The organism is Paracoccus sp. R12_2 (assembly GCF_017744015.1).
Lineage (GTDB): Bacteria > Pseudomonadota > Alphaproteobacteria > Rhodobacterales > Rhodobacteraceae > Paracoccus.
The window spans coordinates 185,143-199,331 of sequence record NZ_JAGHRA010000001.1 but is presented as its reverse complement, the minus strand read 5'-3'; the positions used below and the strand labels follow the sequence as shown (position 1 = coordinate 199,331).

Annotated in this window: 12 protein-coding genes; 5 read left to right on the top strand and 7 right to left on the bottom strand. The window is 61.1% G+C overall.

The genetic code is table 11. From position 1 onward, the window contains the following. Positions 1-80 precede the first annotated feature (80 nt). The 3 genes from rimO to ettA are packed head-to-tail and all read left to right on the top strand — an operon-like array spanning position 81 to position 4,029. A complete protein-coding gene (rimO, locus tag J7359_RS00940; RefSeq protein WP_209054971.1) occupies positions 81-1,445 on the top strand; it encodes a 30S ribosomal protein S12 methylthiotransferase RimO in 1,365 nt (454 codons plus the stop codon). Beyond that, positions 1,442-2,317, top strand: coding sequence for a sulfotransferase (locus J7359_RS00935; RefSeq protein ID WP_209054652.1), 876 nt, complete (start codon positions 1,442-1,444; stop codon positions 2,315-2,317). The genes rimO and J7359_RS00935 overlap by 4 nt, the downstream gene beginning before the upstream one ends. Positions 2,318-2,373: 56 nt before the next feature. Beyond that, positions 2,374-4,029, top strand: coding sequence for an energy-dependent translational throttle protein EttA (gene ettA, locus J7359_RS00930; protein WP_209054651.1), 1,656 nt, complete (start codon positions 2,374-2,376; stop codon positions 4,027-4,029). Between the two features lie 364 nt (positions 4,030-4,393). Here ettA and J7359_RS00925 read toward each other — a convergent pair whose 3' ends face one another. The 3 genes from J7359_RS00925 to J7359_RS00915 form a co-directional block, all read right to left on the bottom strand. Next, entirely contained in the window at positions 4,394-5,020 is a 627-nt protein-coding gene (locus J7359_RS00925) for a response regulator (RefSeq protein ID WP_209054650.1), read from the bottom strand. 84 nt (positions 5,021-5,104) lie between these two features. Beyond that, positions 5,105-7,423, bottom strand: coding sequence for a cache domain-containing protein (locus tag J7359_RS00920; protein ID WP_247740091.1), 2,319 nt, complete (start codon positions 7,421-7,423; stop codon positions 5,105-5,107). A gap of 262 nt (positions 7,424-7,685) precedes the next feature. Beyond that, complete coding sequence (locus J7359_RS00915) at positions 7,686-7,898, bottom strand: hypothetical protein (protein ID WP_209054648.1); 213 nt, start codon at positions 7,896-7,898, stop codon at positions 7,686-7,688. Between the two features lie 172 nt (positions 7,899-8,070). On the opposite strand from J7359_RS00915, the gene J7359_RS00910 reads away from it, so the two are divergent. Continuing rightward, positions 8,071-8,703 (top strand): DsbA family protein, encoded by a 633-nt coding sequence (locus tag J7359_RS00910; protein WP_209054647.1) that lies wholly within the window; start codon positions 8,071-8,073, stop codon positions 8,701-8,703. Here the strand turns inward: J7359_RS00910 and J7359_RS00905 are convergent. Further along, positions 8,700-9,002 (bottom strand): HNH endonuclease, encoded by a 303-nt coding sequence (locus tag J7359_RS00905; protein WP_209054646.1) that lies wholly within the window; start codon positions 9,000-9,002, stop codon positions 8,700-8,702. The genes J7359_RS00910 and J7359_RS00905 overlap by 4 nt on opposite strands. 44 nt (positions 9,003-9,046) lie before the next feature. On the opposite strand from J7359_RS00905, the gene J7359_RS00900 reads away from it, so the two are divergent. After that, positions 9,047-10,423 carry a glycosyltransferase family 61 protein gene (locus tag J7359_RS00900; protein ID WP_209054645.1) on the top strand — a complete coding sequence of 459 codons (1,377 nt, stop codon included), beginning with the start codon at positions 9,047-9,049 and terminating at the stop codon, positions 10,421-10,423. On the opposite strand, the gene J7359_RS00895 is transcribed toward J7359_RS00900, so the two are convergent. The 3 genes from J7359_RS00895 to lysM form a co-directional block, all read right to left on the bottom strand. Then, positions 10,420-11,571, bottom strand: a complete 1,152-nt coding sequence (locus J7359_RS00895) for a glycosyltransferase 61 family protein (protein ID WP_209054644.1) — start codon at positions 11,569-11,571, stop codon at positions 10,420-10,422. The two genes, J7359_RS00900 and J7359_RS00895, sit on opposite strands and share 4 nt — an antisense overlap. 63 nt (positions 11,572-11,634) lie before the next feature. Next, positions 11,635-13,521, bottom strand: coding sequence for an acyl-CoA synthetase (locus J7359_RS00890; RefSeq protein WP_209054643.1), 1,887 nt, complete (start codon positions 13,519-13,521; stop codon positions 11,635-11,637). A 124-nt stretch (positions 13,522-13,645) separates the two neighbouring features. After that, entirely contained in the window at positions 13,646-14,140 is a 495-nt protein-coding gene (gene lysM / locus J7359_RS00885) for a peptidoglycan-binding protein LysM (protein WP_209054642.1), read from the bottom strand. Positions 14,141-14,189: the final 49 nt, after the last annotated feature.

The following is a 14,189-nucleotide window of genomic DNA, read 5'->3' as shown; positions in this document are numbered from 1 at the left end:
TGGGCATGCGTCCCGGCCATTGGCAATCGACCTATCGCTACGCCCTTTCCTGGCGTCCGCGAATCGCTTATCTGCGCAGGATGCACAGCAACCCGCCCGATCTGCGCCCCGACCTTGCCCGCGCCCGCATCCCCGACCAGCGCCGCGATGGCCAGCCGACCATCGGCATGGTCAGCCTTGGCTGCCCCAAGGCGCTGGTCGACAGCGAACGCATCCTGACCCGGCTGCGGGCCGAAGGCTATGCGATCAGCGCCGACTATGCGGGCGCGGACGCGGTGATCGTGAATACCTGCGGATTTCTGGACAGCGCCAAGGCGGAATCGCTGGACGCGATCGGCGAGGCCTTGGCCGAGAACGGTCGGGTGATCGTGACCGGCTGCCTGGGGGCCGAGCCCGAATACATCACCGGCGCGCATCCCAAGGTTCTGGCCGTGACCGGACCGCACCAGTACGAATCCGTCCTGGATGCCGTGCATGGCGCGGTGCCGCCAAGTCCCGATCCCTTCATCGACCTGCTTCCGGCTTCGGGCGTCAGTCTGACCCCGCGGCACTACAGCTATCTGAAGATTTCCGAGGGCTGCAATCATAAATGCAAGTTCTGCATCATTCCGGACATGCGGGGCCGACTGGTCAGCCGCCCCGCACATGCCGTGATGCGCGAAGCAGAAAAGCTGGTTCAGGCGGGTGTGCGGGAACTGCTCGTCATCAGCCAGGATACCAGCGCCTATGGCGTCGATCGCAAATACCAGACCGAACGGGGCCACCGCGCCCATATCACCGATCTGGCGCGCGATCTTGGCAGCCTCGGCGCATGGGTGCGTCTGCACTATGTCTATCCCTATCCCCATGTCCGCGACCTGATCCCGCTGATGGCCGACGGGCTTGTGCTGCCCTATCTGGATATCCCGTTCCAGCACGCGCATCCGGACACGCTGAAGCGCATGGCCCGGCCTGCGGCGGCGGCACGGACGCTGGATGAAATCGCCGCATGGCGCAGCGTCTGCCCCGACATCACCCTGCGATCGACCTTCATCGTCGGATATCCGGGCGAGACCGAGGCCGAGTTCCAGACCCTTCTGGACTGGCTGGACGAGGCGCAGCTGGATCGCGTGGGCGCCTTCCAGTACGAGAACGTCAAGGGTGCGCGGGCAAATGACCTGCCCGACCATGTCGCACCCGAGGTCAAGCAGGACCGTTTCGACCGTTTCATGGAAAAGGCCCAGAAGATCAGCGAGGCGAAGCTGACTGCGAAGGTCGGCCAGCGCCTCGAGGTGATCGTGGACGACGTCGATGAACAGGGCGCCACCTGTCGGACCAAGGCGGATGCCCCTGAGATCGACGGAAACCTGTTCATCGATGACGGGTTCGACACGCTGAAACCGGGCGATATCGTCAGTGTCACCGTGGACGAGGCCGGTGAATACGACCTGTGGGGGCGACTTTGAACGATCTTGGGCAGCCCGCATGGGACGCTGACGGTCAGCCACGCAAGCCCCGCATCGTAGGCATCGGGGCGCAGAAGGCTGGGACAAGCTGGCTGAGTGAGATCCTGGCCCAGCATCCGAAGATCTGGACGCCGCCCTTCAAGGAGGTGCAGTTCTTCAACCACCGTTTCGTGCCCGAGCATCGCAAATGGCTTCCCTGGCATTTCCGGCGCAGCAAGGAAAACATCGTCCGTCGCCATGTCGCCAAGGGCATTCCGATGTCGCCCGAAATGGCGGTCTATCTGTCCGAGATCACCCAGGGCGAGATGTTCACCGAACGCTGGTATCGCAGCGTCTTCGCGCCCGCGCCGCAGGGGACGCGACCCATCGACATCACGCCCGAGTATTCGACCCTTCCCGCCGAGGGTGTGGATTATATCCGTGACTTCCTGCCCAACGCGCAGTTCATCTATGTCATCCGCCATCCCGTCGATCGGGCCATATCCCAGCTGAAGATGAATCTCAGGCGCAAGGGTCGCAAGCCGGTGACCGTGGATGACTGGCTGGCCGAGATCGACGACCCGGTGCTGATGGATCGCGGCGACTATGCGACCTATCTGCCGCGCTGGCGGGAACGGTTCGGCGACGACCGTCTGCTGGTTTTGCCGTTCGGGCGGATCGCCCGCGACCCGCAGGGCCTGATGCGTGATATCGAGGCGTTCCTGAACCTGCCTGCCGCAGATTATCAGGGTCTGCACAAGAAGGTCTTCGCCGCACCCGGTGGCCTGTCGGTGCCCGATCCGGCCCGCGCAGCACTGCGCGCCAAGCTGGAGCCGCAATTCGACTATCTTGGCGCGACCATGTCTGCCGAATTCATGGCCGATCTGCGCTGACCTTTCACCGGGGCGTGCTTTCCCCTACATAGCCGCCAAACCTTGAGGAGATTCCGATGGCGTCCTATCAGTTCGTGTACCACATGGACGGCGTGTCCAAGACCTATCCCGGCGGCAAGAAGGTCTTCGAGAACATCCGTCTGAACTTTCTTCCCGGCGTGAAGATCGGTGTCGTCGGCGTCAACGGCGCCGGCAAATCGACCCTGCTGCGCGTGATGGCCGGCTGGGACAAGGACTTCACCGGCGAGGCCTGGGCCGCCAAGGGCGCTACGGTCGGCTATCTGCCGCAGGAACCGCAGTTGGATGAAAGCCTCAGCGTCCGCGAAAACGTGATGCTTGGCGTCGCCGCGAAGCAGGCCAAGCTGGAGCGGTACAACGAGTTGGCGATGAACTACTCGGACGAGACCGCCGAAGAGATGGCGAAGCTGCAGGACGAGATCGATGCCGAGAATCTGTGGGATCTGGACAGCCAGATCGACGTCGCCATGGAGGCGCTGCGCTGTCCGCCCGACGACGCCGACGTGTCCACCCTGTCAGGCGGCGAACGCCGCCGCGTCGCGCTGTGCAAGCTGCTGCTGGAAGCGCCCGACATGCTGCTGCTGGACGAACCGACCAACCATCTGGACGCGGAAACCATCGCCTGGCTACAAAAGCACCTGATCGAATACAAGGGCACGATCCTGATCGTCACCCACGACCGTTATTTCCTGGACGATATCACCAGCTGGATTCTGGAACTGGATCGCGGCCGCGGCATCCCCTACGAAGGGAACTATTCCGCATGGCTGGAACAGAAGGCCAAGCGGCTGGAACAGGAATCGCGCGAGGACAAGTCCAAGCAGAAGGTCCTGGAACGCGAACTGGAATGGATCCGCGCCGGCGCCAAGGCGCGGCAGGCCAAATCCAAGGCGCGGATCAATGCCTATAACGAAATGGCTGGTCAGTCCGAGCGTGAAAAGCTGTCGCGCGCCCAGATCATCATCCCGAACGGCGAACGCCTGGGCAACAAGGTGATCGAGGTCGAGGGCCTGAAAAAGGCCATGGGCGACAAGCTGTTGATCGAAGGGCTGGATTTCAGCCTGCCGCCGGGCGGCATCGTCGGCGTGATCGGCCCGAACGGCGCCGGTAAATCGACGCTGTTCCGCATGCTGACCGGTCAGGAAAAGCCGGATCAGGGTGAGATCACCTATGGCGACACCGTGCATCTGTCCTATGTGGATCAGTCGCGCGATGCGCTGGAATCGGGCAAGACCGTGTGGGAGGAAATCAGCGGCGGGGCCGAGCAGATCGTCCTGGGTGACGCGCAGATGAACAGCCGCGCCTATTGCAGCGCCTTCAACTTCAAGGGCGGAGATCAGCAAAAGAAGGTCGGTCAGCTTTCGGGCGGTGAACGCAACCGTGTCCACATGGCCAAGCTGCTGAAATCCGGCGGCAACGTCCTGCTGCTGGACGAACCGACCAACGATCTGGATGTCGAAACCCTGCAGGCGCTGGAAGCGGCGCTGGAGGATTTCGCCGGCTGCGCGGTCATCATCAGCCACGACCGCTTCTTCCTCGACCGCCTCTGCACCCATATCCTCGCGTTCGAGGGGGATGCCCATGTCGAGTGGTTCGAAGGCAATTTCGAGGCCTACGAGGAGGACAAGGTTCGCCGCCTCGGTCCCGATTCGATTGAACCGAAGCGCGTGAAGTACAAGAAATTCACCCGCTGATCGCATTCTTGCGTCGAACAGGCGCAAGAATGCGGCAAGGCGAACCGCCACGGGATCGCCTTGCCCTCAACCGAATATCCTGCCGCCTTGCACGCGCTTGGGCAGTCTTGCCTACGCAATCGCACGAATACACTTCGGCAACCTGTTCAGGCATGGTTAACACATCGTCAGCGAAGCAGTTGGCGACCATTGCAAGGTCGGGATTTTGGGCCGTCAGGATCGCGCGGGTCAGATTGTACGGGTGATGAGTGTAACGGCCTTGACCAAGCTGTTTTAAGGCAGTTTTTTTAATGCCGCCGAATCCGTTGCATATTCCATGCGGATTCGGCGGCCTTTTTTTGGTTGGGCGCCGGAACCGCGCAGTTCAGCGTTGTGCGCGCAACACCATGTCGATCAGTTCTACGACCGATCCAACGGCAAGCTTCTCTAGGATGCGGGCGCGGTGGTGGTCCACGGTGCGCGGGCTGATATCCAGATAGCGACCGATTTCCTTGCTGGAAACCTCGGCCGGGTTCGCCAGCATGTGATCGACGATTTCCTGTTCGCGGGGCGTCAGGCGCGCAAGGCGTTCCTTGATCTGGCGCGTGGCAAGACCTTCGCGGCGCATCGTTTCGGCCATGTCCATTGCAGCATGGATACGCTGGATCAGATCCGTCTGCCGGAAGGGCTTTTCCAGGAAATCGATCGCGCCGCCCTTCATCGCCTGCACGGATTCAGGGATTCCGCCATGGCCGGTGATGAAGATGATCGGGATGGCGATGCCGCGATCACCAAGATACTGCTGCAGTTCCAGACCGTTCATGCCCGGCATTCCGTAATCAAGGATCAGACAGCCCAGGCGTGTTTCGTCATAGGCCGCCAGAAAGGCCTCGGCGGATTCGAAGGCTTCACAGTCCAGGCCGCGCAGGCGCAGTCCGCGGGTCAGCGATGAACGTATGGCAGGGTCATCGTCCACGATGAAGACCGTTCGCACGCCATCGTCGTCAGTCATTGGCCACTTCTCCCTTGTTCAGCATCGTCGCAGAACGGTGTAAACCTGTTCCATTCGTTCTATCCAAGTTTAGCCTATTCCACGTCAGGCTGTCGCCGGGGCAATAGCTTCCGCGACCGGGGCACGGCGCAACGTAAATCGGAAGCGGGCGCCGCCCGTATAGTCCCTGTCCAGGTGCAGTTCCCCGTCATTCGCCTCGATCATGGACCGGCAGATCGAAAGACCCAACCCCATTCCAGCCGGTTTGGTCGTCTCGAACTGTGAAAACAGGTTGATGCCTGGGTCGATGCCCGGCCCGGTGTCCTCGACTGTGACCTCGATGAATTCGTCCTGACATTCGGCGCTGATGATGACGTGTCTGGTAGGGGAATGCGCCCCTGACATGGCCTCGATCGCGTTGCGGATGAGATTGACCAGCACCTGAGCGATCTGGATGCGGTTGGCGCGCACGGGCGGCAGGTTCGGCAGGTCCGCGATGATCGTGACATCTGCCTCGACCGCCTCGGGGTGAACAAGACGGCGTGTCTGCTCCAGCAACTCGGCGAAGTCGAACACGGTTGCCTGCGCCCCATCCTTGCTGATGAAGCCGCGCAACGCACGGATGATCTCGCCCGCGCGCAGCGACTGGCCTTCGATCTCGCTCAGGATCTCGCGCAGTTCGGGGGCGCTGTTCTGGGCCTGTTCGGCGATCAGCAAAGCGGTATCGGCATTCTGCGCGATGGCGGACAACGGCTGATTCAACTCGTGCGCAAGCCCGGCTGCCATCTGGCCCATCGTATTGCCACGCGCCAGATGTGACAGATCTCGGTTTAGCCTTGCGATCTCGCTGTCGCGGGCTTTCATCTGCGTGATGTCGTCAAGCGTCACCACGGCATGCAGCGGTTCGCCGTTATGGTCGCGAATGAGGATGGCGTTGACCGCAAGGCTGACCGGATGCCCGTCCTTGTGCAGGATCCGTGCTTCCCGGTTGCTGGTGAAGGCGTCGTCTGTGGCAAAGGCCGAGGGCAGGAACAGATGCGGGTCTTGTGGCGGGGTCAGGTCGGTATAACGCATCGACAGCAATTCGTGCACCGTGTAGCCGGTGATCTCGCACAGCTTGGCGTTGACCTTGAGGAACCGCCCCGTATCGGGCGAGATCTGCGCCATCGCCCGTGACGACAGATCGAAAGTCTGGCCGTATTCGCGTTCGGCCTTCTTGCGGGCGACGATCTCCTGCATCAGCGCTTCGTTCGCGTGGGTCAGTTCCCTGTAGGTCCGCGGCAGCGGATCGGTCGGGCTTGCCTCTCCCTGAGAAATCAGCGCCGAGCGTACGGCGAACGCGCGCACCGGCCTGTAGATATAATTCGCCAGCACCAGCCCGATCAGTCCAGTCACGATTGCGACGGCAACGGCGATCCAGATATTGGTCGTGCGGTTTTCCCTGATCTCGCCGATGAAGTCGTCACGTGGTGCATAGACAGCGATCGTCCAGGGCAGTTGTTCGCTGATCTGGGGAAGGACGTTGACGATGTAGTTGGCGCCTCGGTAGGTGAATTCCGAAAACACCTCCTGGCTGACAGGCAGGTCAAATTTCTCGCCCATTTCGGCGAATGCCTCGCGGGCGATCGGATCGCCGAACTGGGTGATGTTGACAAAGCTCAACGTCCCGTCGCTGCTTTCGGTCTTGATCAGAGTCTCGTCCGGATGCGCGATGACGTCGCCATTGCTGTTGACGATCAGGGCTTTTCCGCTTTCGCCGATCTGCAGCCGCGACAGAAAACCCGATATGCTGCTGATCTCGATATCCACGCCCACGGCACCACGCAGGGTCGAGACCCCGCCAAGAACCGGAGCGGCCAGCGTTATGCCCGGCTGCTGCGACGAGAAGAAGATATAGGGTTCGGTCCAGATCGTGGACCTTTGATCATTCGCGCGTTTGTACCAAGGCCGACTGCGCGGATCGAAGGTGTCGGTGGGATCAACGTTCCGGCTCACCACCGCGAAGTTTTCCGTCCGCCAGATGAATTCGACCTTCCGGACGCCATCCTCGAAGGTGATCAGCTTCGATCTGAAGGGCGCGGGGCCGTCGTTGCTGCGCATCACATAGACGAAGCTGCCATCCGCGCCGCCGAAATATAGCCCCGAGAACTGAGGTGTTATGCGCAGCTGCTGAAACAGGAACTGTTCCAGCATCTGCGGATTTTCGGCCGAAACGACCCGGTGCTGTGCCAGTCTGGCGGCCAGTTCGGCCGCGCCCTGTGCCGGGTTCAGAAACCCCTTTGAATGTTCGGCCGTGGTGTGGCCGACATCGCTGAGAAGACTTCTTGCGTGATCAAGAAGGACCTGTTGCGAGGTGAGATAGGACGAGAATACGACCGCCAGAACCGCCACGAATTGAAGCCCGGCAAGGCCGATGGCAAGCATGGCGGCAAGGGAGTTTCTCATCGTTCGATCACTGACGGTCCAATTTCAACGACCTTTGCGCGAAAGGTGCCGGCTGCGCAAGATCAGGCGGAAAAACAGGGTATCAGTGAAGGATTACGACAGATGTGCCGAGCTTGTTGTGCACCGCCCGGACATGAAAGCGCTGCGCGCGCCTTGCGGGCGCGACGCAGAAAAGCCCTCCCTCCCGAGAGCGAGGTCGGGCGGCGTCTGTCGATTGATCAGGCTCACCGCAAGGCTGTGATCAGGACATGACCTGCTTGCGATAGCCGCAATCTGATTTGCGGGCCGGGGTGATCGTCGCAGGCTTGGACTGCAACTTGGTGTCCGTCGCTTGGGGTGCCTTTTCTGCGTCGGGTGCCTGGATCACGGGAACACTCGAATCGGCGTTTTGCGCAAGACCTGGTGTGGCCAAGAATGCGGCAAGCGCCAGGGGAACGAGGATGCGGCCTGTCATGGAAGCTCCTTTCACGGTCTGGTCAGAAGATCAGGATGCGACCGAATCGGCAAATCTCAAAGGGAAACCGGAGACCGGTGCGTGCGATTGCACCAGATCGTGACTGTTCCCCGGTCGCATACGCAACTACGAATATAACCAGATAGCTTTGCACAGGACCGAAAGGACGATCATGCCCAATCGCCGCCATATGCTGATCTCGGCTGCCGCTGTTGCAGTCACCGCCGGTGTGCCCGCGCTGGGTCAGGGATCAGAGCGCGCAAACCCGATGCCCGAGGAACTGCGCAAGGCGCTGGAACGCAGCCCGAACGCACCTGTCCTGGGAAATCCGGATGGGAACATCACCCTGACCGAGTTCTTCGACTATAACTGTCCGTTCTGCCGAAAGATGGTGGGAACGGTGCAGAAATTGGTTTCGTCAGACCCGCAGTTGCGCGTCGTCTACCGCGAATGGCCGGTGTTTGGACCCGACAGCGAATTTGCCGCACGCGCGTCGCTCGCGTCGCTGGATCAGGGCAAGTATTGGCAGTTCCACAGTGCGATGATGGCCATGAAGGGCCGCGCCGCCGAGGCGACGGTGATGCGCGCGGCGCGCGACGTCGGGCTGGACGAGGCGCGGCTGCGCCGTGACATGGACAGCCAGCGTGTCGCCGACCACATCTCGTTGTCATTCCAGCTTGCCGATCACATGGGGCTGGTCGGGACACCGACGTTCATCGCCGGCGATGAAGGCATCTTTGGTGAACTTTCCCTGAAGGAGATGCGCGATCTGATCGGCCGCGCCCGCAAGACGCTGGCCGGCTAGCGTATCTTGCCCTTCCATCCCGGCGGCCGTCCGGCAACCCAGGCGAAAAATCGCGCCAGATCCGGATGGCCGCGCAGCGCCTCGACGCTGTTGTAGCGGCGCGCCAGCTCTGTTTCCGACAGGGTCTTGTGGATGGTCGAATGACAGACCTGATGCAACAGAACGGTCGGTCCGCCTTTCCCGCCGCGCAGCTTCGGCGTCAGGTGATGCCGGCTTTGCGGCACGCCCGGCGGGATCGGTCGGCCGCAAAGCGGACAGAGCGGCGGTGTTTCCGGGGGCGGGTTGCGGTCGGATTTCATCTCTGGACTTTGCGTATCCGAGGCGGCAGTTGGGTAAGGTGACAATGGCACCAAAACGGATGGACATGGCAAATCACATGACCGATCTGCAAGCCAGAAGCTGGAAGGCGACGGCCGACGAATACTTCTTTCTCATTGGACGCGATGGCGGGTTGTCGGTGGAACATCGCCCGGACTGGATACTGAGACAAGTCCCTGGCGCGTCTGTGCGACAGTATGTTTGCAGCGACTATCCCGAGATCCGATCTGTCCTGGAACAGAACATCGAGGATCGCTGGACACGCATCCAGCCCGCCATCTTCGAAATCAACGCGGTCCCCGTTCGTGCGCGTGATGTCATTTTTCGCGGCGGTTCGGCGGAGGTGGGGGGAAAGTGCCTTCTGAACGGTGCCGCAGGGGACCGCGTTTACACACGCTTCCTGAAGAACAACCGCGGGATGGAGAACTTCCGGCGTTCCAACCAGTTCTTCGAGCGCGCGCGCGCCGAAACTCGTCTCGACATTCCCGTCGAGGGCAGCTTTCCCAAAGGAATGCGCGTCGGGATCGAATGCCGGAACCGCCGCAACTTCTATCACTTCATGACAGAGGCGCTGCCACAGCTGGTGCACTTCGAAGGTCGGGCGCCGTCAGATATCGTCTTCCATTGTCGGAACAATGATCCGTCTGGTTTCGCCGGCAAGTTCATCGAAGCGTTCTTTCCCGAACTTGCAGGTCTGGTCGAGTTCACTGATCGCCGTGCAAGCTATGATGATGTGCTGATTCCGTTTAATTTCAGGCACATGATCTATTCAAATGGCGATCCGATGATCACTACCCTGCTTGCAGATACGGGCGCTGACACAGCATGGCAGGATATCGGCGCCCATGTCCGCCGGCGCAAGTTCACCTTCAAGAACAGCTACGATGTGTCGATGCGTTTGCTGCGGGAACGCGTTCTTTCGATGATCGACCCCAAGTTGATTGCGGCGATGCCGAAAAAGATCTGGGTCAGCAGGGACAACAGTTCGGATGCCGTGAACGCACGGCAAATGTATGGCGAGGACATATTGGTGGCGCGGCTGAAGCGCGAAGGGTTCGAACAGCTGCACTTCGAACATCTCACTCCGCAAGAGCAAGTGGCGGCCGTTCATGCTGCCGATGTGATCGGATCGTTTCACGGAGCGTTTTTCGGTCACATGATGTTTGCACGACCGGACGCGCATGTGATCGAGGTCGGATCGGTCCAGACCCAGCTGCATCGCTGGGGGGACTTCCTGGGGAATGCGCATGTCGCAGGCTGCCGCTACAGCAAGGTCTATGCGGACGTGGCAAGCGACGATCCCGCCAAGATCCTTCCGATCACCGACGGGCTGGTCGGCGTCGGCGTTGGCGCCGAAGCGATCGATCTGGTTACGCGGCTGGCAACCGAAGGACAGATCTAGCCGCTCGGTAGTTCGGGCGCGGGTTCGATCTTGCTGGACAGGAAGCTGTCGTCCGGCTTCAGCGGCTTGAAGCGGATGTCATGGCGTTCTTCCTGCCGGTGAATATCAGCGTTTCTTTCCGACGTGGTCAGATCCGTCCATGGAACCTTACCTTCAATCAGTCCCGCCGATTTCAGCTGTGCGTACATCTTGCCAAGGCTGACCTCACCGAAAGAGCTTCGGCTAGGCCTGTTGGTGTTGTTGGGCAGCCAGTCATTCTCGAGTGCGTCGATGATGTGGCAGCTCATGCCTTTGAATTCGGTCAACTGCCTCACGAACTGGTCGCCGAACGCCATGCTGCGCCGCGTGATGATCCCCACGTTCTGCTGGCCGTGGCCCACATATCCGACCAGATGCAGAGGTGAACAATCCACGGCAATGATTTGCTGGGCAGCCTTGTACTGCGCAAGCTGATCGACCTTTTTCTCTTTCTGCGGGTGATAGATTTCGTAGCCTTCCTCGCGCAGATAGGCTTCCAGCTTGGCCTCACCCAGAATGCCGCCCCGATCGGTCGGCAACTCTGATCGCGATATGTAGATCTTGGCGGCGCCTTTCGCGGGGATGTCTTTGGCAGCGTTCTGGTTCACATAGTTCCGGAACTTTCTGCTGCCACCGGTCAGATCGCCCAGCCCGAACCCTTGCTTGGGTACGTAAAGACGCTCGACCCGAAGTGGTGCGACGGGGCATTTGATCGGCAGGTCGATTCCAAGACCCCTGACAAGATCGTCATAAACCTCGAACGGGCGCAAATTGTTGGCCATCTGAAATTTCGGGGTGAAGATCAGCCCGTCGATCCGATCGCGAAGCTCGTCCAAGGCCCAGACTCTGGACATGCTTTCGGTGATGAAATGACCGAAATGCCCGTAGGAAATGCCGGCGAACATGTAGGTTCCTGCAAGCGGGGTGACATTGCTTTCCTCAGGCAACTTCGGTGCAGAGTTGACCGGGTCCGACGTCGAAGACCAGCTGATCGAGTTCTTGACGAAATTCCCGGCCTGATCCAGCACCCCGGAGGGCTGCCACTTGCTCTTGGTCTTTTCGCCCGGTGGTACGACCAGAGCGTTCTCAAGCAGGATCAGATCGTCGCTTTCGTCATCGATATTCAGCATGGGATTCCTGACTGCCGGGCGCTCTTGCCGGTTCTAGGCTTGGGTAACCTTCATCGCAACCCGTCAATCTGCCCATTCCCAGGGGCGTGTGTATTCGCCCAGCTTCTGGCCGACGGCGGCTTCGTCCACGGTCTTGTCGCGGGACAATCGCGCCACAAGGCCGCGCTTCTTGTCCTCGATCACTTCGACGACATGCGCGCCGGTGCCTTCCAGCGCCGCGTCATAGACACGCCGGATCGCCATGCGCCGCAGGTCGGGCTTGAAGATCTTGCCGACCGCGGTCTTGGGAAGTTCCGCCAGAATCTCGAGATGCTTGGGGATGGCGGCGCGTTCGTGAATATGGGTGCGGGCGTGGTCGGCAAGCTCATCGACCGTCACCTCCGCGCCTTCGACCAGTTCGACATAGGCGCAGGGCAATTCACCGGCAAAGCTGTCCGGCTGGCCGATCGCGCCGACAAAGGCGACGGCGGGGTGCGACAACAGCGCCTCTTCGATTTCGGCGGGGTCGATATTGTGGCCGCCACGGATGATCAGATCCTTGGCGCGGCCGGTGATCCAAAGGTACCCGTCGGGGTCCAGACGGCCCAGATCGCCGGTCCGCAGATAGACGTCCTCGGCGAAAAGCCGGTGGTTCTTGTCGGCTTCGGTATAGGTCGAACCCGGGAAGACGCCCGGATTGGCGATGCAGATCTCGCCCACCTCGTCGATGCCGCAATCATGGACGTTGCCCGCATCGTCATGCCTGAGGATCCGCACATGCGTATGTGGCAGCGGAATCCCGACCGAGCCGACCTTCTTCATCCCATCGACGGGATTGCAGCTGACAAGGCAGGTCGCCTCGGTCAGCCCATAACCCTCTGCGATCTCGACGCCGGTCGCCGCCTTGAAGCGGTTGTACAGCTCGATCGGCAGAGGCGCCGACCCCGAGATCGCCGTTCGCAGCGTCGAGACATCGCCATCCACAGGTCGCTGCATCAGCGCCGAGATCGCGGTCGGAACGGTGATCAGGAACGTGCAATGCCAGCGTTCGATCAGTTTCCAGAAATTGTCGAAAACGCCGTCGCCGCGATAGCCTGCCGGCGTCGGCATCACCACATGCGCGCCCGAGGCGATGCACGACATCAGCACCGGATAGGCCGCGAAGACGTGAAACATCGGCAGGGGGCACATTAGAATGTCGGTTTCGTCAAACAGCAATGTCCCGCCAAGCCAGCCGTTATAGATCATGCCGCTGTATTTATGCTGCGCGACCTTGGGCGTGCCGGTGGTGCCGCCGGTGTGGAAATAGGCCGCGACCCGGTCCTGCTGGGGGTCGTCGAACATCAGGCGGTTGTGCTTCTGGGCGCTTGTGGCGGCCTCGAAGTCCAGGATCTTGGCGTGATGCCGTGTCTTGACCTTCGGGCGCAGCAGCGGGACCAGCAGACGCTTGGGCCCGCGCAGATGCCGCCGAAGGTCGATTTCGACGATATGGCTGACGTTCGGGGCCTGGGCCACGGCGGCTGCGGCCTTCTGGGCGACGTCCGATTTCGGGAAGGCCTTCAGCGTGACCAGCACCTTGGCATTGGTCTCGCGCAGGATGCCGGCGATATGCTCGGCGTCCAGAAGCGGGTTGATGGGGTTGACGATGCCCGCGGTGGCGCCGGCCAGCAGCACGATCGGTGTCTCGATGCTGTTGGGCAGCAGATAGGCGACCGTATCGGTCGGCCCGACGCCAAGACTGCGGAACAGGTTGGCGGTTTCGGTGACCCGTTCCAGCACCTCGCGCCAGGTCAGCGTGGTTGCATGATCGCGCGGCCCTGACAGCAGTTGGAAGCTGATCGCGGGGCGGTCGGGGAAACGTTCGGCGGTCCGGGTCAGGAAGCCGTGAATCGTTTTGGGCAGATCGCGCTGCTCATACGGCATCTCGTTCTGAACGCGATCCCGGTCGTCGTAGTTGCTGAAACGGCTCATCTATCCCTCCCTTCAGGACCCGTCGGGTGCCTGTTCCCATCGACGTACCATGAGACAAAGGTGGGAAACGGGGCAAGGGTCCAGCCCGCCCCGTCCGGTGAAACGCGGCGTCAGATCGGCCGCACTAGGCGTCCTGCGGGATTCGCAGGACCTGGCCCGGATAGATCTTGTCCGGATCGCTCAGCATCGGGCGATTGGCCTCGAAGATGGCGTGATACTTGTTGGCGCTGCCCAGATGCTGCTTGGCGATGCCTGACAGCGTCTCGCCTTTCTTGACGGTGTGAAACACCGGCGCGGCCTGTTCCTGCGGAAGATCGGCCTCGACCTTGGCGATCCCTTCGATATTGCCGACGGCAAGGATCAGCTTTTCCATGGTGGCACGGTCTGCGCCCCGGGATTCGACCTTGACCGTGTCGCCCTTCAGCGTCAGGTGCACGTCATCTGAATCAAGATCCAGCGCCCGCAATTCGGCCTTCAATGCGGCCACCTTGCGTTTGGTGTCATCGGCCTTCGCCGGTTCGCCTGCAGGCTTTTCCTGCGCGGGCGTCGAGGGCGTCGCCGCCTCGGCCTTTCCGAAGATGGATTTCCCGGCATCCTTGACAAAATCCCAGATCGCCATGTGTGTCTTCCTCTGCGGGTTATGTTTCCTACAGGGGCGCAGAATGGGG

Bases quoted from the DNA above. Each gene is read 5' to 3' on its own strand.
- J7359_RS00895 (WP_209054644.1), bottom strand. From the start codon at position 11,571: ATGCTGAATATCGATGACGAAAGCGACGATCTGATCCTGCTTGAGAAC.
- J7359_RS00900 (WP_209054645.1), top strand. From the start codon at position 9,047: ATGGCACCAAAACGGATGGACATGGCAAATCACATGACCGATCTGCAA.
- lysM (WP_209054642.1), bottom strand. From the start codon at position 14,140: ATGGCGATCTGGGATTTTGTCAAGGATGCCGGGAAATCCATCTTCGGA.
- J7359_RS00910 (WP_209054647.1), top strand. From the start codon at position 8,071: ATGCCCAATCGCCGCCATATGCTGATCTCGGCTGCCGCTGTTGCAGTC.
- J7359_RS00890 (WP_209054643.1), bottom strand. From the start codon at position 13,521: ATGAGCCGTTTCAGCAACTACGACGACCGGGATCGCGTTCAGAACGAG.
- ettA (WP_209054651.1), top strand. From the start codon at position 2,374: ATGGCGTCCTATCAGTTCGTGTACCACATGGACGGCGTGTCCAAGACC.
- rimO (WP_209054971.1), top strand. From the start codon at position 81: ATGCACAGCAACCCGCCCGATCTGCGCCCCGACCTTGCCCGCGCCCGC.
- J7359_RS00915 (WP_209054648.1), bottom strand. From the start codon at position 7,898: ATGACAGGCCGCATCCTCGTTCCCCTGGCGCTTGCCGCATTCTTGGCC.
- J7359_RS00925 (WP_209054650.1), bottom strand. From the start codon at position 5,020: ATGACTGACGACGATGGCGTGCGAACGGTCTTCATCGTGGACGATGAC.
- J7359_RS00905 (WP_209054646.1), bottom strand. From the start codon at position 9,002: ATGAAATCCGACCGCAACCCGCCCCCGGAAACACCGCCGCTCTGTCCG.
- J7359_RS00920 (WP_247740091.1), bottom strand. From the start codon at position 7,423: ATGCTTGCCATCGGCCTTGCCGGGCTTCAATTCGTGGCGGTTCTGGCG.